Consider the following 18,504-nt stretch of genomic DNA (forward strand, 5'->3'; position numbering starts at 1 on the left):
ATAGGGCACGGATTGCAGGTAGGTTTTGTGCTCGATTAGCTTCTCCGTCCCGCGGTGAAGCAGGCCAATATGCGGATCAACGCGTTCGACGACTTCGCCGTCCAACTCAAGAACAAGACGCAAGACACCGTGGGCAGCAGGATGCTGCGGACCAAAATTGATGGTGAAGGTTCGGTCGCCGTCCTGCGGAATTCCAGCATCGGGGTTGCCGCCCGCCGGCTTGCGATCAAAATCGGGGACAATTTCCTTATGAGCGTCGATTTCGGTGTCGGCCATTAGGCGGGAGTCTCCTCCAAAGGTTTGTCGAGGACGTTGGTGCGCTTTTGCTCGACTCCCCGCTCGAACCGGTCCCACGTCACGATAAAACGATTGTGCGTGCCCTCTCCAATTTCATGGACGCCATCATGCGCGCGCACGCGAAAGTTGGCTCGAGGCCCTCTTACTTCGATGCATTCCACATCGACGCTAACCGTGAGGCCCGGCGGTGTGGGCGAAACATGCGATACGTCGATATGCACACCGAGGCTTCCCTCGCCCTCTTCCAGGTGCGGCTCGAGCAACTGCATGCAGGTCCACTCCATCAGTCCCACCATGAATGCTGTCGCAAAAACTTCAGGCATGACTTGGAGCTCGGGCGACTCCTCATACACATAGGGTACTGTTTTAGTGGGAGGCACCTTGTAGGCAAAGCTGTGCTTTAGGCCAGGGCGAAGACTGGGTTTCACGACTTATCTTCTCCTTCCTCGACGACACTGGCCTTCTCGTCGCCGGGGATTGCCGTTCCCATGCCCTCCCAGGGGCTAAGATAGTCGAAGTCGCGATAGTCCTGCATGAGCTCTACCGGCTCATAGACGACGCGCTTCTGCTCGTCGTCGTAGCGGAGTTCCACAAATCCCGTAAGCGGGAAGTCCTTGCGGAGTGGGTGTCCCTCGAATCCATAGTCCGTGAGAATTCGGCGAAGATCCGGGTGCCCCTCGAATTCGACGCCGTAGAGGTCGAACGCTTCGCGTTCGAACCAGTTTGCGGCAGGGAAGATCTCTACAATGCTCGGGACCGGCGTATCCGCATCAGTCGTCACGCGCACGCGGAGGCGCAGGTTCTTCCATGGGCTCAGGAGATGATAGACGATGTCGAAGCGCTCCTCACGCTCGGGATAGTCGACGCCGCAAATATCGACCAAGCAACCGAAGCGATAAGCCTGTTCGTCTCTCAGAAACAACATGACATCGCTGATCTGATCGCGCTCGACTTCAAGCGTCAGCTCGCCGTGGTTTACGGCGAAGCCAGTGAGCTTCGAGCCAAGCTTCCCAGAGAGGTCGCTGGCCAGCCTGTTCAGTTCGTCGTCCATCAAGGCCCCGAGGACTTGTACGGTTCAGCGCGTGATCGTGCCCGTCCGCCGAATCTTCTTTTGAAGGAGGAGCACGCCATACACCAAGGCTTCGGCCGTAGGCGGGCACCCGGGAACGTAGATGTCCACGGGCACGATACGGTCGCAGCCGCGGACAACCGAGTACGAATAGTGGTAGTAGCCACCGCCATTGGCGCAAGAACCCATGGAAATAACGTAGCGGGGTTCCGGCATCTGGTCGTACACCTTTCGCAAGGCAGGCGCCATCTTGTTGCACAGCGTGCCGGCAACGATCATGACGTCGGACTGACGCGGGCTCCCGCGCGGCGCGAAACCAAATCGCTCCAAATCGTATCGCGGCATCGACGCTTGCATCATCTCCACAGCGCAACAGGCGAGCCCGAACGTCATCCACATGAGGGAGCCCGTCCGAGACCAGTTGATTAGGTCGTCGGCGGTGGTCAGAAGGAATCCTTTGTCGGCAAGTTCGTCGGAGAACGTGCCGAACGACGTCGCACCGGTCGATATAAGGCCGCCACCCCTGCCCTCGGTCTCCAACGTGATCTTTGGCATCAATTCCATTCGAGTGCGCCCTTCCGCCACTCATAAACAAACCCGACGGTCAGCACGCCGAGAAACACGATCATTGACCAGAATCCCAGGGCCGGCAGTCCATCGAACGCAACGGCCCATGGGAACAGGAACGCGACCTCTAGATCGAAGATAATGAATAGAAGAGAGACCAGGTAGAAGCGCACGTCGAATTTCATGCGCGAGTCGTCGAAAGCGTCGAAACCGCACTCATAGGCCGAGACCTTTTCAGGATCCGGGTTGCGCACGGCAATTACATTGGGAATCACCAGCAACGCCGTGCAAATCACGAACGCGATCCCGATGAAGATAACGAGAGGCAGGTAGTCGAGGAGCAACTCGCCCATGGCACAAGGAAGCCTTCTTCCAACGTGTACTGCGCGTCGACGGGCCAAAGTGGCGGGAGTGACGGGACTCGAACCCGCGGCCTCCGGCGTGACAGGCCGGCGCTCTAACCAACTGAGCTACACCCCCTACCGGGCCGTAACCACGGCCGGAGGCGAGCTACAGCATGTACGGCCTTGGATTTTGGGTGTCAAGGCGGCCCGGGTAAAGAGGATAGGATGCCTTGCGTCGAGATGCCGCTCGGCCCTTTCGACGGCACCAAGAATCGAAGACTCGCAGTACCGCGGCCATATTATCGAGGCGGAATTCCGAAGATCAAAGTGGACGAGTGGTGGGCGGTGACAGGCTCGAACTGCCGACATCCACGGTGTAAACGTGGCGCTCTACCAACTGAGCTAACCGCCCATCCCGTCAGGGAAAGACTTGAGCGCAAGCGTTAGACCAAGATGGACTGCATGCCAAGGGCACGCTGAGCCAATTGTGGTCGTGCTGGGCCTGTCCAAAAAAGACGAAGCCCCGCAAATGCGAGGCTTCGCCTAAACGTCGCTGAACGGTCGATTAGCCGCTTAGCCGTTGACAGCCTCTTTAAGAGCCTTGCCGGCACGGAACTTCGGAACTCGAGAGGCCGGAATCTGAACTTCAGCCCCCGTGCGCGGGTTTCGGCCAATGGAGGCCTTACGCTGCGCGACTTGGAAGTTTCCAAAACCAACAATGCGCACTGTGTCGCCACCGCTCAAAGCCTTCTCGATATTTCTGAACGTCGCGTCGACGGCCTTCTCGGCGGCATCCTTCGACAATTCGGATTCTTTCGCCACTTGGGCAACCAGCTCTGCTTTGTTCACGATGTTATCCTTTCGCTCGGCCCCAGGGTTGGGGCGCTTGCCATGAACCCTTCGTCCCTCTCGGGTTCGCTCCGATTCATAAACAAGTCATGTATGAGTCGCCCAAAAAGCACGGAAAATCAACATTCTTAGCCGAATCGGTGCATAACGCACGACCAGACAAATGGGGCGGTTTAGCGGCGACGAAAATGAGCGGCGACTGGATCAGTGGGCTGTGACGCCTCTTCCAGACTCGTCCTTGTTGGGAACCACCTGCGATGATCCCTCTCCTTCCTCCTCCCAAACGATGGGCTGAGGCGCTCGGGTGAAGGCAATCTTCAAGACTTCCTCCACGCGGGAGACCGGCATTATCTCAAGCTCGTTCTTAAGTTTGTCCGGTATCTCTGCCAGATCTTTGACGTTTTCTTCTGGGATGATCACGGTCTTAATGCCGGCGCGCAGCGCTGCGAGCATTTTCTCTTTGAGGCCACCGATGGGAAGCACCCGGCCACGAAGCGTTATTTCGCCAGTCATTGCCACGTCACGCCGAACCGGTATACCAGTCATGAGCGAGATAATCGCGGTAGCCATGGCTACGCCTGCGGACGGCCCGTCCTTGGGGGTCGCCCCCTCAGGAACATGAACGTGGATATCCCGCCGCTCGAACAGCGGCGGCTCGATGCCGAAATCCACGGCCCGGGAGCGCACATACGCGCTTGCGGCCTGAATCGATTCTTTCATGACATCCCGGAGATTGCCGGTGACCGTCATCTTACCCTTACCCGGCATCATGACGCCCTCGACGGTGAGGATCTCGCCACCGACTTCAGTCCAAGCAAGCCCGGTCACAACCCCAACTTGGTCTTCCAGCTCTGCCTCGCCATAGCGGTACTTCGGCACGCCGAGATAGTCGGCCAAATTGTCTTCGGTGACCGTCACTGTGGTGTGGTCTGTGGTCAAAAGCTCCTTGACCGCCTTACGGGCCAACTTAGCCAACTCGCGCTCCAAGCTGCGAACGCCAGCTTCGCGCGTGTAACGGCGGATCAGCTCTTGTAGAGCGCCGTCCTCAAGCGTGAACTCTTCCGTTTCTAAGCCGTGGTTCTTGATCTGCTCAGGGATCAAGTGGCGCCGCGCAATCTCGACCTTCTCGTCCTCTGTGTAACCGGCGATACGAATGATCTCCATCCGGTCCATTAGGGCCGGCGGAATGTTCAACGTATTCGCCGTTGTCACGAACATGACGTTCGAGAGATCGTAGTCCACCTCGAGATAGTGGTCGTTAAAGGTGTTGTTCTGCTCTGGGTCCAGCACCTCAAGGAGGGCAGACGCGGGATCGCCGCGGAAGTCGGCGCCCATCTTGTCGATCTCATCCAAGAGGAACAGCGGATTGACCTTCTTAGCCTTCCGCATCGACTGAATGACTTTACCGGGCATCGAGCCAATATAGGTGCGACGGTGCCCGCGGATTTCAGCTTCGTCCCGAACGCCGCCAAGGCTCATGCGCACGAATTCGCGGCCGGTGGATTTTGCGATCGACTTCCCGAGAGAGGTCTTACCCACACCGGGCGGACCAACGAGGCACAGGATTGGTCCCTTGAGCATATTGGTCCGGTTCTGCACCGCTAGATACTCGACGATGCGATCCTTGACTTTCTCCAACCCGTAATGGTCATGGTCGAGAACCTTTTGCGCGTCGTCCAGGTCCCGCTTGACCTTGCTTTTCGAACCCCACGGGATTGAAAGCAGCCAGTCCAGGTAGTTCCGGACAACGGTCGCCTCGGCGGACATCGGACTCATCTGGCGCAGCTTTTTCAGCTCGCCCATGGCCTTCTCGCGAGCCTCGCGAGTCAGCTTGGTCTTCTCGATCTTCTGCTCAAGCTCGGCGAGGTCGTCGCGGCCCTCTTCACTGTCACCCAGCTCCTTCTGGATGGCCTTCATCTGTTCGTTCAGGTAGTACTCGCGCTGCGTCTTCTCCATCTGACGCTTCACGCGGCTCCTGATCTTGCGCTCGACTTGCAGGACGGAAATCTCACTTTCCATCAGCGTGAATACGCGCTCCAGCCGTTCGGTCACAGACGTAATCTCAAGAATTTGCTGCTTCTCGCCGATCTTTATGGCGAGGTGCGAGGCAATCGTGTCAGCGAGCTTCGAGTGATCCTCAATGTGACTCGTCGATCCGAGTACTTCGGGCGAAATCTTCTTGTTGAGCTTCACGTAGCTCTCGAACTGAGACACGACTGATCGCGCAAGAGCCTCAATCTCGGTTTCCTCGCCGGGCGATTCCTCCACGGAGGCAACCTCGGCTTCGAAGTAATTTTCGTTATTGGTGTAATTCTTAATGATCGCACGGCGCGAGCCTTCGACCAGGACTTTCACGGTGCCATCCGGCAGCTTCAGCAACTGAAGGACAGAGGCGAGCGTGCCCATCTCGTAGATGCCCTCGGCTGTAGGTTCATCGTCCGAAGCATTCTTTTGAGCGACCAGCAGGATTTGCTTGTCAGCGCGCATCACTTCTTCGAGAGCGGCGATGGATTTTTCCCGGCCGACGAAAAGCGGCACGATCATGTATGGGAAGACCACAATGTCGCGGAGGGGGAGAACCGGGTAGAGTTCTGGGGTGCCTGCCATTGTCTCGGACGGGTTTGTGTCAGTCATAATTTTTCGGTCGCCTTCTTAATAGTCCTGGCCAGCCCAGTTTTTGGCCGAAAGTCGCTTCGCGAAACCGGTCCCAGCGCCCCCACATTCGGCTTAATTCACCTGTTGGAGTATAGGCTCCTGGCACCCGCCAGGGGGCTACTGCGTCACTTTAGCTCGCCCACCCCGGAAAATGGCTGTCGTCGGACCCAGCGTCAAGGGCGAGAGAGCCTAGGGGCTCCCTGCTGCCCAACCCAATGAGAGTCGGATTCGCAGGCCCCTTCAAGCCGACAATCATGTGGAAAAGTTCAAGCGCTAGTTCCGACTTCCTCTTGCCGGTCGGAGTAGATCCGCAAGGGGCGCGCTTTCCCGTCGACCACCTCGGCGCTGATCACGACTTCCTCCACACCACGCATGCTAGGAAGCTCGAACATCGTGTCGAGTAGAATCCCCTCCATAATGGAACGAAGGCCGCGGGCACCTGTCTTGCGTTCGATCGCCTTCTTTGCAATCGCAAGCAGGGCTTCGTCCGCGAACGACAGCTGAACGTCCTCCATCTCAAACAGTCGCTGATACTGGCGGACGAGCGCGTTCTTGGGCTCGGTGAGGATCCTGATCAAAGCGTTCTCGTCGAGGTCGTCGAGGGTGGCGATCACCGGAACACGTCCGATGAATTCCGGGATTAGGCCAAAGCGCAGGAGGTCCTCTGGCTCAATACCACGCAAGATATCGCCGGTTCGCCGTTCGTCGACCATTTCAACCCGAGCGCCAAAACCGATGGACGTCGACCGGCCGCGCGCCGAGATGATCTTCTCCAGGCCTGCAAAGGCGCCACCGCACACAAACAGGATATTCGTGGTGTCTACCTGCAAGAACTCCTGCTGGGGATGCTTGCGCCCACCCTGCGGCGGCACGGAAGCGACCGTGCCTTCCATGATTTTCAGGAGGGCTTGCTGAACACCCTCGCCCGACACGTCGCGCGTAATCGACGGGTTATCCGACTTGCGGCTGATTTTGTCGACTTCGTCGATGTATACGATGCCGCGTTGGGCTCTTTCGACGTTGTAGTCGGCGGCCTGGAGCAGCTTTAGAATAATGTTCTCGACATCTTCGCCGACATACCCCGCCTCGGTCAGGGTTGTCGCGTCCGCCATGGTAAACGGCACGTCGAGAATGCGAGCGAGGGTTTGCGCAAGCAGAGTCTTGCCGCAGCCTGTTGGCCCGATGAGCAAAATGTTCGATTTCGCCAATTCGACGTCGGAATTCTTGCCCGAGTGGTTCAGCCGCTTGTAGTGGTTGTGGACGGCAACGGATAGCACGCGTTTGGCGTAATCCTGACCTATGACGTAATCGTCTAGGACTTGGCAGATTTCCTGAGGCGTCGGCACGCCATCGCGAGACTTCACAAGGGAACTTTTGTTCTCCTCGCGAATAATATCCATGCAAAGCTCGACGCATTCATCACAGATGAACACGGTTGGCCCTGCGATCAGCTTACGAACTTCGTGCTGGCTCTTGCCGCAGAAAGAGCAGTAGAGGGTATTTTTCGAGTCTGTTCCGCTCACCTTGCTCATTCCTTAGCTTCCATTTTTTTTTAGTTGCTGCATCATGCGTGCTTTGACCCAAGCGCCAAAATTGGCTGTTGGCCGCCCCCGCAACCGTCCCTGCGACTCTGTCTCGCAACTCGTCAGATTTTTAATCTGACCATGTTGAGGGGGCACTGATCAAGGATTGTTTAATCCCGTAAATCACCGATGCGGACCCTACCCCCGTGGACTTTTTAGAGCTCGAGAATCGCTATGGTCGCACGAACTATGCGGCACCGCCAAGGCCTAGAGCCGGAAACAAGTCCGGTAGCTTAACGGGCCTCAGAGCCAAAACGCCATTCTAGGAGGCTGACGACGGTTCATCTTTGGACGGGGCGTCTCCTTGGCGCTCTACGACCACCTCGTCGATCAGCCCGAATTTCTGCGCCTCATCGGCCGTCAGGAAGAAGTCGCGGTCCAACGTCTGCTCGACGGTTTCGTAGTCCTGACCCGTATGTTGAACATAGATCTCATTCAAACGGCGCTTGATCTTGATGATGTCCTCAGCATGGCGTTCGATGTCGCTCGCCTGCCCCTGGAAACCACCCGAGGGCTGATGCAGCATGACCCGGGCGTTGGGAACAGCGTATCGCATGCCCTTCTCACCGGCACAAAGCAGCAACGATCCCATGGACGCCGCTTGGCCAATACACAACGTTGAAACGGGTGGCCGAATGAACTGCATCGTGTCGTAGATGGCCATGCCCGATGTCACCACTCCGCCCGGCGAATTGATGTACATCGAAATCTCCTTCTTGGGGTTTTCTGCTTCCAAGAAAAGGAGCTGAGCGGTGATGAGCGAGGCCATGTGGTCCTCAATCATGCCCGTCACGAAGATGATGCGCTCTTTGAGCAGACGCGAGTAAATGTCGTAGGCGCGCTCGCCGCGATTGGTCTGCTCGACCACCATAGGAACGAGCGTGCTCATGTATGTATCGGCCGGCTTATGCATGGGTGTCCTGTTTGTAGGAGGCTATTGGACGGACCCGGTCCCGATCCCTGATTCGTCCTGTAAGAGATGCCTCAAAATATGTGCTCGGGGGCGGAAACGGAAGAGGCTGGAGGCCCCTTCCTCAACTGCTGCGCTTGTTGAGCCAAGAGACGATTGGCTGTGACGCTAGTCCTCTTCATTTTTGCCATCGCTGCTCTGGCCGTCGTCTAGGTCTTTGTAAAGCTCCTCTAGGCTCACGTTCTTGTCTGTCACCTTGGCCAATTCGAGCACATAGTCCACGACTTTGTCTTCGTAGATTGGGGCGCGAAGCTCAGCCAGCGCTTCAGGCGTGTTGCGGTAGAAATCGTAGACCTGCCGCTCCTGACCAGGGAACTGACGAATGCGTTCGATAAGGGCTTTGTTGACCTCGTCGTCCGAGACGGTGATCTCGTTGCGCGACCCGATTTCGGACAGCAGAAGCCCCAGACGCACACGCCTCGAGGCGATGTCTCGATACTCTCCTTTCGCCTTCTCCTCAGTCGTGCCTTCGTCTTCGAAGGTCTTCTTCGACTGCTCTTGGTCTTTGAGAACCTGGTCCCAGATGGCATTGAATTCATTGTCTACCAGCGTCGGAGGCAGTTCGAAGTCATGTCCGTCGCTTAGTGCGTCCAGCAATGCTCTTTTCATTTTGAGGCGGGAGGCCATGTTGCGATCGAACTCCAGCCGGCCCTTAACTGTCTCGCGCATTTTTCCCACCGACTCGGCACCGAGGCTCTTCGCGAACTCGTCGTCAAGGGTCGGCTTTTCTGGGGTGGCGACTTCCTTTACGGTCACATCGAATTTGACCGCCTTACCGGCCAGCTTCGGTTCGCCATAGGCCTCAGGGAAGGTCGCATCGATGACCTTTTCCTCACCGGCCGAGACGCCCTCCAAGCCGTCTTCGAAGCCGGGAATAAAGCCGCCCGCGCCCAGTGTGATTGGTGCATCTGTCGCGGTGCCGCCCTCAAACGGCTCACCATTCAGCTTGCCGACGAAATCGATCGTGACGCGATCTCCTGTCTTAGCGGGTCCATCCTTCGGCGTGTAGTTCGGGTTGGTTGCGATTATGCGGTCGACCGCCTCGTCGATGTCCTTGTCGGAGACCGGCGTCGTGGGTCGCTCAAGCGCAATCGTGGCGAGGTCCATGACCTCGACCTTCGGAAGCACCTCGAACGTCATGGTGTACGCTAGGTCGCCTTTGCCGTCGAAAATCTGATTAATCTCAGCCTCGTCCTCTGGAAGCTTCAGCTGCGGCTGAAACGCAGGACGTTCCTCGCGGTCTGAGATTGCCTTCTCGCTCGTCTCTTGGACGGCCTGTTGCACAACCTCTGCCATGACCGAGCGGCCATAGATCTTGCGCAGATGCTCTTTCGGTACACGGCCTGGGCGGAACCCTTTGATCCGAGCCTTTGACTTGAGCTCCTCTAGCCGCGAGGAGAGCTTCTCCTCAAGTTCGTCGGCCCCGACCACGACTCTCAGCTCGCGGTGCAGGCCTTCTGCATTCGTCTCCGTGACGTTCATTCCGTCAATCCACTGTCCTTGCGGCGCAACGGTAGCGCCTTCTTCTATGTGATGCCGTCCAACGAAGTCGTTGAGTCAACGCGTTGGTTGGTGCGGGCGGAGGGACTTGAACCCCCACGGCCGAAGCCACCAGAACCTAAATCTGGCGTGTCTACCAATTCCACCACGCCCGCAAACGAGGGAGCTTGGCCCGGACGACCCGGGCGCAAGACCAGTTGGCGGCTCTATATACACAGGCACCTCGCTGGCTGCTAGGCCCCAAAGTCGCTCCAGCTACTCGGCTGAGCCGCCAGATAATCCCCATGCGGTAGGCGTCCATGCTCACGCGTGGCTATCGCCCGGAACAAGATACCAAACTGGATCTTATTCGCGGGATTTCTGCGACTTGCGGTGGGCGCGAGCGCTCATTAGGTTGCGGAACAAACAGAATTCCCAAAGGCTCTCCCGTGACCTACAGCAACGGCATTCTTGAGGCGATCGGCAACACGCCGCTCATCAAGCTCAAACGCGCGTCCGAAGAAACAGGCTGCACGATTCTCGGTAAAGCGGAATTCATGAACCCCGGCCAGTCGGTCAAGGATCGCGCCGCCCTTTTCATCATTCGCGATGCGTTGGACTCGGGTCGGCTGAAACCGGGCGGGACGGTTGTGGAAGGCACGGCCGGTAATACCGGGATCGGCCTCGCGCTTGTCGGCGATGCCTTGGGGCTCAAGACCGTCATTGTAATTCCGGAGACGCAATCGGACGAGAAGAAGGAGATGCTTCGGCTGGCGGGCGCACAGCTCATTGAAGTGCCTGCTGTTCCCTATCGGAACGACAACAACTACGTGAAGTACTCGGGTCGGCTTGCTGAAGCGCTCGCTAAAACCGAACCCAACGGAGCGATCTGGGCGAACCAGTTCGACAATGTAGCCAATCGACAGGGCCACATTGAAACGACCGCTCAGGAGCTTTGGCGTGACACTGACGGCAAGCTAGACGCCTTTATCTGCGCCGTTGGTACCGGAGGAACGCTTGCCGGCGTTTCCATGGGTCTGAAGGCGCTGAACCCGAACGTCACGATAGGTCTTGCCGATCCGATGGGTGCTGCGCTTTACAACTACTATGAGCATGGAGAGTTGAAAGCCGAGGGCAGTTCCATCACCGAAGGCATCGGGCAAGGTCGGATTACCGCGAACTTGGAAGGCGCTGTGATCGACAAGGCATTCCAGATCCCTGACGCGGAGGCTCTGAACATCGTCTTTGGGCTGCTGAGTGAGGAAGGCCTGTGCCTCGGCGGATCGAGCGGCATTAATGTCGCGGGCGCAATTCGTCTTGCCAAGGAGCTGGGTCCGGGCCACACCATTGTCACGGTGCTTTGCGATTACGGCACTCGTTACCAGAGCAGGCTGTTCAACCCCGAGTTCCTGCGCGAGAAGGGGCTGCCGGTGCCCAACTGGCTCGTGGAGTCCAAGCCCGCCGCGCCCAACGTGTTTGTCTAGACAAGAACTGGAGACCGCAGCTTTATGACGCCGAAGACATGGCTGATTGAGACCGCCGAGCTTGAGCGCGAATTGGATGCGCCCGATACGGTCGTTATTGACGCGACTTGGTACCTCCCGGGTGAGGCGAAGAATGCGCGTGAAGACTATCTCTCCGAGCACATTCCGGGCGCGGTTTTTTTCGATATCGATGAGATTGCCGATGAGAAGGCAAAAACAGGGCACATGTTGCCGTCGCCTGAGAAGTTCTCATCGCGTATGCGCAAGATGGGTATCGGCGACGGCCAGCGCGTGGTCGTGTACGACCGGCAAGGAACGTTTAGCGCTCCGCGCGTCTGGTGGGCGTTCCGCGTTATGGGGGCCGAGGACGTCAGCGTGCTTAATGGCGGGCTGCTGAAGTGGAAAGCCGAGGGTCGGCCGATGATGATGGGTGAGCCTAATCCTCGAACACCCCGACACTTCACAGCCAGGCACAATCTCGATTTGGTACGTGATGTCGACGACATGGTGAAGGCTATCGATGAAAAGTCGTCAGAGATTGTCGATGCTCGATCAGCGGAACGCTTTGCCGGTAGTGCACCAGAGCCACGGCTTGGTTTGCGAGCCGGACACATCCCAGGCGCCATCAATGTGCCGTACAAGCAAGTTCTTAATGCAGATGGCACATTCAAATCCGTCGATGAATTGAAGGAAATTTTTTTGAATGCGGGTGTCGACCCCCACAAGCCTGTCGTGACGACGTGCGGATCAGGTATCACTGCATGTGTTCTTGCCCTGGCGCTCGGCCAAGCCGGGCATTTAAGGACGGCGGTCTATGACGGCTCCTGGGCCGAATGGGGCGGCGATGAACGCTTGCCGATCGAGACAAGCTGAGTGACGTGCGGCACTCCCCCTCTCGCTGAGAGGCGTTCATGACCAAGACGCAAAAGTCCGGGAAGCATGCGACGCAGTTGGCGCACTCTGGCCGTGATCCGGCAGGCTTCCATGGGTTCGTCAATGCACCCCTCTATCGTGGTTCGACGGTCCTCTACCCCTCATATGACAGCCTCCTCGCTGACGATCAGGATTATAGCTACGGTCGGCTGGGCACTCCGACGGTTCGGGCGCTCCAAGATGCTCTTGCCGAGATGGAGGGCGGGCATGCGAGCCTTTTGACGCCATCGGGGCTTTCAGCGATCACGACTGCAATTGTGAGCTTCGTCTCGAGCGGCGACCATATTCTGGTGTCCGACAGCGTGTACCGGCCTACGCGGCGCTTCTGCGATACGGTGCTCTCAAGACTGGGCGTAACAACGACGTACTACGATCCTCTGATCGGCGCCGAAATCTCAGAACTCCTGACGGAGCGAACGAAGCTCGTGTTCACGGAGTCGCCCGGTTCACAAACGTTCGAGATACAGGATATTCCGGCAATCGCGACGGCGGCCCACGCCGTTGGCGCCGAGGTGATGATGGACAACACCTGGGCGACACCGCTGTATTTCAAGCCCTTCCAGCACGGTGTGGATGTCGTGGTGCACGCAGCCACGAAGTATCTCGTCGGCCACGCCGACGCCATGCTTGGCGTCATCACCATGTCCGAGTCTGCGACCGCTCCGGTCGTGAAGACGCACGACATTCTTGGGCTGTGCCCGGGTCCCGAAGATGTGTACCTGACCTTACGAGGTCTACGGACATTGGACGTGCGGCTCCAGCGTCACGAAGAGACGGGACTGGCACTTGCTGCGTGGCTTGCCGAAAGGCCCGAGGTGTCGAAGGTGATCCACCCTGCCCGGACGGATCACCCCGGTCACGCTCTCTGGAAGCGGGACTTCACCGGAGCCTCGGGCCTATTTGCTATTGTTCTGAAGCCCGTACCGCGCCCTGCCTTGGCTGCGATGCTAGACGGCCTGTCGCTCTTCGGTATGGGCTATTCATGGGGCGGGTATGAAAGCCTCATCCTCCCCTTCGATCCGCGCGGGTATCGCAGTGCGACCGTATGGGACGCTGAGGGACCTTCTTTGCGTCTTCACGCCGGCTTGGAGGACATTGAAGACCTTAAGGCCGACCTGGAAGCCGGATTTCGCAGACTAAGCGATACGCGTTGACGCGGCAGCTCTTGCCGCTAACCCGTGGCATCCGGCAGCGGGCGTGATTTGCCGTCTTCGCCGATTGCGACAAACGTAAAATCGGCCTCGGTGACTTTTCTGGACTCTTCGCTATGGCGGGGTCGGCGCCAAGCTTCGACATGAATCCGCATAGAGCTTCGCCCGGTTTTGACGAGGCTTGCGTACAAGCTGACCTCGTCCCCTACTTGGACAGGCGAAACGAAAGTTAGCGCGTCGACAGCAATCGTTGCACAGCGCCCGCGGGCTCGCCGTGCCGCAACATTGCCGGCGGCAAGATCCATCTGAGCCATTAGCCAGCCACCAAAAATGTCGCCTGCGGGATTCGTATCGGCAGGCATCGCAATCGTCCGGACGACTGGCGTTATGTCTGGCGGCGTTTCCGTGTCCATCTTGCGGGTCTTCCGATCGTGCTGGCAGACGCCATCGTTATGACGCCCCGCTGAAATGGTAAAACACGGCGACTGTGATTGCGTAAATCAACAGTACGAGAGCGGAGTCGACGCCCATCCGGAGCACTGTGCGCCTCGACCGGATGATGAGCCCGGCGAGATAGACGGAGGTAACAAGTATACCTGAAATGATTGCAAAGGCCGTACCCTGATCGATTGCCCCTAGGATCGGGGCACCGCCATAGACGATATCGGCCGGCAGGACCATGGCTACCATCAGAAGGTTGCTACCGAAAATATTCGAGATCGCCATACTGTAAGCGCCGATCCGAACGGCCGAAATCGTTGTGCTGACCTCTGGAAGCGATGTTGCAGTTGCTAGCAACGTCATTCCAATGAAGCTGGAGCCTAGACCCGTTTGCTCCGCGATCGCCGCGGAGCTTGCAATAAGCACAAGTCCGCACAGAAGGATTGCCAAGCCCATCAAGGCGAAACCAATAACAAGGCCCGCCGTACTCATACCGTCGGTGGCGCTGCCTCCGTTCTCTTCTTGAACTTTGCGCGGCAAGGCCGCATCGACACTCTCAACGGGGATCCAAGACTGAACCCCATCGTAGTGGCGCAGCATAGCCACGATACCCACATAGGCGAGGCCAAGCAGAACGGTGCCTAAGCCAACCCCGAATGGCAGCGCTAATTCTCCGACAGAATGCAGACCCAAGAGCATTGCGAGCAGCGCGATCAGCAATGTTGCCTCGAGCGCTGAAGTAGGGCCGCTTGGATAGGATGTCAGGGCGTAGGATACGATGAGCAGATCGACCAGGGCGAGGATTGCCGTCTGCATGGTGATGCCGCCGAACATATTGCCAAGAACGAGCTGAGCCTGCCCGACATAGGCGCCATAGAGCGTAGTCACCAGCTCGGGCAGAGAGGTGGCCGCCGCAACGAATATGAGCCCCATAAAGGCTTGTCCGATGCGTTTCCGCGCGGCAATGGCATCGGCAAAGACCGCTAGCCTCGTCCCCGCGAGCCACACACCGATTGCCGCCACCACGAAAGCAGCCAGGGTCGCGGGTAATGGGAGCTGCGCAAGTGCGGAGATCAAGCGGACGGTCTCATTGCTAACTGGACGTTTGGACGATAACGGCTCTAGCGCCTTTGCCCCGGAAGTATCTTTTGTAGTTTGGTGCTGTGGTTATTCGTTGTTTTTCTGGCCATCTCAGACCTAGTTGGACTTTGGAGCGTCGAGCTTATAGGCAGCCAAAGTGTTGTCCAACATCATCGGAATGAGAACAAGCCTTTCGTCGGGCATATAGATCAGGTCGGCGCTGGCCTGGTTTAGGTCTAACAGCTGACGTACCCGCGCCTTCTTACCCTTTACAGCAATGGTGTATAGGCTGCCCTCAGCCCAGTCGGTCACAAGATAGGTTCCGGGCTGGAGTTCGTCGATCCCATCGAGGTTGCCAAAGGGCTCCCCAAGCGGGGAAACAGACTTTTCCTCGACATCAATTGCAAACAGGCCGGCAACTTCTTGCTCCTGGCCAACACTTTTGGGCCGCCCGAAGGATGCAACAATGAGACGCCCTTCCCTGAACAAGAGTCCATTGGGCCCGTTCAGGGCGTCATCGGTAAGCCAGGGCTCGAAGACGCCGTCTTTGAGACGCCAAATAGTATTCATTGGCGTGTCCGAGACGTACACTGTGCCGTCGTCACCGACGGCAACGTCGTTCAGAAAAATGGCTCCGTTGGCCTTATGGGTCCTCTCGATGCTCCCCGAAGCAGCATTGATCGCAACGAGCGCATCCACATCGGCGACGTAGAGCGTCCGTTCGCTTAATCCCATTCCCGTCGGGGCATTAAGGCCCTTGGCCCACCTCCGCTCAAGGATCGTCCCGTCTGGCTTCAGACGTGAGATGAAGCCATTCCCGTCCTTCTGCATAACGGGGCCGTTGATGTTGGAAACGAAGAGGACGTCTGTGACCGGGTCGTGAAGCACAGATTCTGGGCGCGCCAGGCCCTTGGCCTCCCAAGCAAGTGTCGGCGCCTGAGCAATCGCCAATGGAGGCTGCAAGGACCAAGAGCCTGAGGCAACAAGGATGAACGTAACCAAACGCCCCACTTTCGAGAGACCCGAAGCGGCGGTCGTACTCACGCGTCTGCTGGCGCCTATTGCTGTTGCCGCAACGAAACGCCTCGCCAACCGGATTAGATGAACGCTCATCATTCAGGGATCCCTAATGTGCAAACCGATGCTCATCTACTCGGTCGCCACCGCTGCATGGCAACCCTAACTTGACCGGACCTAACCTACCCGGCTTTCGGCGGCGTTTGAACTGGGTGGGTCTGACAACTGGCGCAATCGAGTTTTTGCTATTGCGCAGCCAAGCTGGTCCAGAGACAAAAGCGATACGGAAAGCGTATTGTGGATAGGCCCAGTTAAAAGGAGCGTGTGAATGGCATCCGCTGCTTTGACATTAGCCGATCTCGCCTCGGGCCGTGTCGATACCGGAACGTCGCCGATACACGAGCCGTACTGGTGGGATGCGGCGCCACTAAAAAAAGTTGAGCGCCCGACCCTTCCAATGCGTGCCGACGTGGTGATTGTTGGATCCGGTTTCACAGGACTGTCCGCGGCGCTAACCATGCTCGACAAGGGGCGAAGCGTTGTTGTTCTCGACAGAGGCGTGCCGGGATTCGGGGCGAGCACACGCAACGGCGGTCAGATTGGGAGTGGCAACCAGAAATTCCGCGTGCGGGACCTGGTAGCATCACGCGGAGAGGTTAAGGCAACCGCGCTTCTTCGCGAAGGCACACGCATGCTCGACTATATCGGCGCCCTGATTGCCAAAGAACGCATCGACTGCTTCTTCCAACGATGTGGACGCTTCCGTGGAGCAATGAGGCCGGCGCATTACGAGGCCATGGCGCGCGATATGGAAGACCTGAAGCGCATCGCCGGTGTGGAGAGCTTCATGGTCCCACGATCGGAGCAGCACGCCGAGATCCGAACCGACCGCTTCTATGGCGGATCGGTGCTGCCCGAGGACGCCTCACTTCATCCAGGGCTGTACCACTCCGGCCTTATGGCGCGCGTTACCGCGCGGGGCGGCGCAATCGTAGGCCTCGCCAGCGCGAAGGCAGTTCAACGCGAAGAAGCCGGATACCGTGTTGCCACCGAAGTCGGCAAGATCGACTGCAGTCAGATCCTCATTGCGACGAATGGGTATACAGATCATCTAGTTGGACACCTTCGGCGACGGATAATTAGTGTTCATTCGGCCTTGATTGCCACTGAGTCTCTTGAACCGGGCTTGATCGACCAGCTCATGCCGGCACGGCGCGTCTATGGCAACACCAACAGGGTGTTCTATTACTTTCGAGCCGCGCCGGATCAGAACCGGCTCGTTTGGGGCGGACGGGCGGCACGGCTTAGCGGCCTCAAGGCCTATCGCCATCTCGCTGACGAACTTCTCTCGGTGCTCCCCGATCTCGGCAACGTCGGTGTCTCCCATGTCTGGGATGGGAGCATCGGTTACACATATGATGCGCTCCCCCATCTCGGTTGCACACGCGATGGCATCTTTTTCGCTGCCGGCTATTGCGGCACGGGCGTGTCGCGCGCCACCTATTTCGGGCACAAGATTGCGCTGCAAATGACCAACGATCCTGATGGGAAGACACCGTTCGATGACCTGGCCTTCCCGCCCTTCCCTGTGCGCGATGCCGCGCAACTCGCGGTCCCATTCGTGGAGCGTTGGTATCGGTTTCGCGACGCCATCGAGAAGTAGATAGGTCGGCATCTCTGGCGGATTGTCACCGCAGATGCCGGTCAGCGCGGTGATGATTGAAACAGACTATCCCCATGGGCCCCGCCGACGTTCGACTTGAAATGGACGGTGATGGGATGGCTGGAAGAGTGGCACATTGCTTTTTTTGAAGAACGGTACGAGCACCATCCCCGCGACAAACCCACCGACATGAGCCCAAAAAGCAACCCCGGGTTCGCCTGCACTTGAGAGGAATCCGCTCACGAGCTGTAGCAACAGCCAGAGCCCCAATACGATCAGTGCCGGCAGATACACAATCGTGAAGAAGAAGCCAAAGAAGATCACCGTTCGCACGGTGGCGTGCGGATGAAGGAGCACATAGGCACCCAGCACGCCCGAAATTGCGCCGCTCGCGCCCACCATGGGCACGATGGAGTCGGGATTAACAAGGGCCTGAGCGAATGCGGCGGCGATACCGCAGACGAGATAGAACGCAAGGTAGCGAACGTGGCCCATGGAATCTTCGACGTTGTCCCCGAAAATCCATAAAAACAGCATGTTGGAGCCAAGGTGCATCCAGCTGCCGTGCATGAACATGGACGTGAACACCGTGAACCATGCGGGAACAGCAGCAGTGTTTGCTTGAAGATCGGCTGTCCCGAACAGGCGCGCAGGAATCATGCCGTATTCGTAGAAAGCGACTCTGCTGGCGTTAGCCCCCAAAGAAAGCTGCCAAAAGAAAACGAGAACGCAAACGCCAATAATGGACCACGTTACGATCGGGTTACTTCTGCGAGGATTGTCGTCGGAGATAGGGAACAAGGGCTTGCACCGCAATCTGGGGGTTGAGACACCGTTGGATAAGGCGCGGGCATGCTACTAGCTTGATGTCGATGAGCACTGTCAATCATCTCGTGCGCAATCCTTGCGCGGGCACTGGGCA

Annotated in this window: 17 protein-coding genes, 3 tRNA genes and 1 pseudogene; 4 read left to right on the forward strand and 17 right to left on the reverse strand. The window is 57.9% G+C overall.

The genetic code is table 11. The features are described 5' to 3' along the window. The 13 genes and pseudogenes from AC33YF_RS07240 to AC33YF_RS07300 form a co-directional block, all read right to left on the reverse strand. A pseudogene (locus AC33YF_RS07240) lies at positions 1-276 on the reverse strand (hypothetical protein); the annotation flags it as partial. Further along, on the reverse strand, positions 276-725 hold the full coding sequence (locus AC33YF_RS07245; RefSeq protein ID WP_491776534.1) for a thioesterase family protein: 450 nt from the start codon (positions 723-725) through the stop codon (positions 276-278). The gene AC33YF_RS07245 and the pseudogene AC33YF_RS07240, both read right to left, overlap by 1 nt. Continuing rightward, positions 722-1,348, reverse strand: coding sequence for an NADH-quinone oxidoreductase subunit C (locus AC33YF_RS07250; RefSeq protein ID WP_491776535.1), 627 nt, complete (start codon positions 1,346-1,348; stop codon positions 722-724). Before AC33YF_RS07250 ends, AC33YF_RS07245 begins: the two co-directional genes overlap by 4 nt. A gap of 24 nt (positions 1,349-1,372) precedes the next feature. After that, entirely contained in the window at positions 1,373-1,930 is a 558-nt protein-coding gene (locus tag AC33YF_RS07255) for a NuoB/complex I 20 kDa subunit family protein (RefSeq protein WP_491776536.1), read from the reverse strand. After that, the gene (locus AC33YF_RS07260) at positions 1,921-2,286 is read right to left on the reverse strand and encodes an NADH-quinone oxidoreductase subunit A (protein ID WP_491776537.1); all 366 of its coding nucleotides are present in this window, start codon (positions 2,284-2,286) and stop codon (positions 1,921-1,923) included. Before AC33YF_RS07260 ends, AC33YF_RS07255 begins: the two co-directional genes overlap by 10 nt. 50 nt (positions 2,287-2,336) lie before the next feature. After that, a tRNA-Asp gene (locus AC33YF_RS07265) sits at positions 2,337-2,413 on the reverse strand. 200 nt (positions 2,414-2,613) lie between these two features. Further along, a tRNA-Val gene (locus AC33YF_RS07270) sits at positions 2,614-2,689 on the reverse strand. A gap of 161 nt (positions 2,690-2,850) precedes the next feature. After that, positions 2,851-3,126: an HU family DNA-binding protein gene (locus AC33YF_RS07275; RefSeq protein ID WP_491776538.1), complete on the reverse strand. Its 276-nt coding sequence runs from the start codon at positions 3,124-3,126 to the stop codon at positions 2,851-2,853. A 204-nt stretch (positions 3,127-3,330) separates the two neighbouring features. Beyond that, on the reverse strand, positions 3,331-5,760 hold the full coding sequence (lon, locus tag AC33YF_RS07280; RefSeq protein ID WP_491776539.1) for an endopeptidase La: 2,430 nt from the start codon (positions 5,758-5,760) through the stop codon (positions 3,331-3,333). Positions 5,761-6,047: 287 nt separating this feature from the next. After that, the gene (gene clpX / locus AC33YF_RS07285; RefSeq protein WP_491776540.1) at positions 6,048-7,313 is read right to left on the reverse strand and encodes an ATP-dependent Clp protease ATP-binding subunit ClpX; all 1,266 of its coding nucleotides are present in this window, start codon (positions 7,311-7,313) and stop codon (positions 6,048-6,050) included. Between the two features lie 313 nt (positions 7,314-7,626). Then, positions 7,627-8,277: an ATP-dependent Clp endopeptidase proteolytic subunit ClpP gene (gene clpP / locus AC33YF_RS07290; RefSeq protein ID WP_491776541.1), complete on the reverse strand. Its 651-nt coding sequence runs from the start codon at positions 8,275-8,277 to the stop codon at positions 7,627-7,629. Positions 8,278-8,442: 165 nt separating this feature from the next. Then, a complete protein-coding gene (gene tig, locus AC33YF_RS07295; RefSeq protein WP_491776542.1) occupies positions 8,443-9,816 on the reverse strand; it encodes a trigger factor in 1,374 nt (457 codons plus the stop codon). An 88-nt stretch (positions 9,817-9,904) separates the two neighbouring features. Then, positions 9,905-9,989: transfer RNA gene (locus AC33YF_RS07300), tRNA-Leu, on the reverse strand. A gap of 273 nt (positions 9,990-10,262) precedes the next feature. On the opposite strand from AC33YF_RS07300, the gene AC33YF_RS07305 reads away from it, so the two are divergent. The 3 genes from AC33YF_RS07305 to metC are packed head-to-tail and all read left to right on the forward strand — an operon-like array spanning position 10,263 to position 13,384. Further along, positions 10,263-11,297 carry a cysteine synthase A gene (locus AC33YF_RS07305; protein WP_491776543.1) on the forward strand — a complete coding sequence of 345 codons (1,035 nt, stop codon included), beginning with the start codon at positions 10,263-10,265 and terminating at the stop codon, positions 11,295-11,297. 24 nt (positions 11,298-11,321) lie between these two features. Beyond that, a complete protein-coding gene (gene sseA / locus AC33YF_RS07310; protein WP_491776544.1) occupies positions 11,322-12,170 on the forward strand; it encodes a 3-mercaptopyruvate sulfurtransferase in 849 nt (282 codons plus the stop codon). A 38-nt stretch (positions 12,171-12,208) separates the two neighbouring features. Next, positions 12,209-13,384 (forward strand): cystathionine beta-lyase, encoded by a 1,176-nt coding sequence (gene metC, locus AC33YF_RS07315; RefSeq protein WP_491776545.1) that lies wholly within the window; start codon positions 12,209-12,211, stop codon positions 13,382-13,384. Positions 13,385-13,401: 17 nt separating this feature from the next. Here the strand turns inward: metC and AC33YF_RS07320 are convergent, their stop codons facing one another. The 3 genes from AC33YF_RS07320 to AC33YF_RS07330 form a co-directional block, all read right to left on the reverse strand. After that, entirely contained in the window at positions 13,402-13,794 is a 393-nt protein-coding gene (locus AC33YF_RS07320) for an acyl-CoA thioesterase (RefSeq protein WP_491776546.1), read from the reverse strand. Between the two features lie 37 nt (positions 13,795-13,831). Beyond that, on the reverse strand, positions 13,832-14,899 hold the full coding sequence (locus AC33YF_RS07325; RefSeq protein WP_491776547.1) for a sodium:calcium antiporter: 1,068 nt from the start codon (positions 14,897-14,899) through the stop codon (positions 13,832-13,834). A 120-nt stretch (positions 14,900-15,019) separates the two neighbouring features. Continuing rightward, positions 15,020-15,946 carry an SMP-30/gluconolactonase/LRE family protein gene (locus tag AC33YF_RS07330; protein WP_491776548.1) on the reverse strand — a complete coding sequence of 309 codons (927 nt, stop codon included), beginning with the start codon at positions 15,944-15,946 and terminating at the stop codon, positions 15,020-15,022. Between the two features lie 301 nt (positions 15,947-16,247). Between AC33YF_RS07330 and AC33YF_RS07335 the strand changes: the two genes are divergently transcribed. Further along, the gene (locus AC33YF_RS07335; protein ID WP_491776549.1) at positions 16,248-17,582 is read left to right on the forward strand and encodes an NAD(P)/FAD-dependent oxidoreductase; all 1,335 of its coding nucleotides are present in this window, start codon (positions 16,248-16,250) and stop codon (positions 17,580-17,582) included. 66 nt (positions 17,583-17,648) lie between these two features. Here the strand turns inward: AC33YF_RS07335 and AC33YF_RS07340 are convergent, their stop codons facing one another. Continuing rightward, entirely contained in the window at positions 17,649-18,242 is a 594-nt protein-coding gene (locus tag AC33YF_RS07340) for a rhomboid family intramembrane serine protease (protein WP_491776550.1), read from the reverse strand. Positions 18,243-18,504 lie beyond the last annotated feature (262 nt).

The organism is Methyloceanibacter sp. (genome assembly GCF_058506495.1).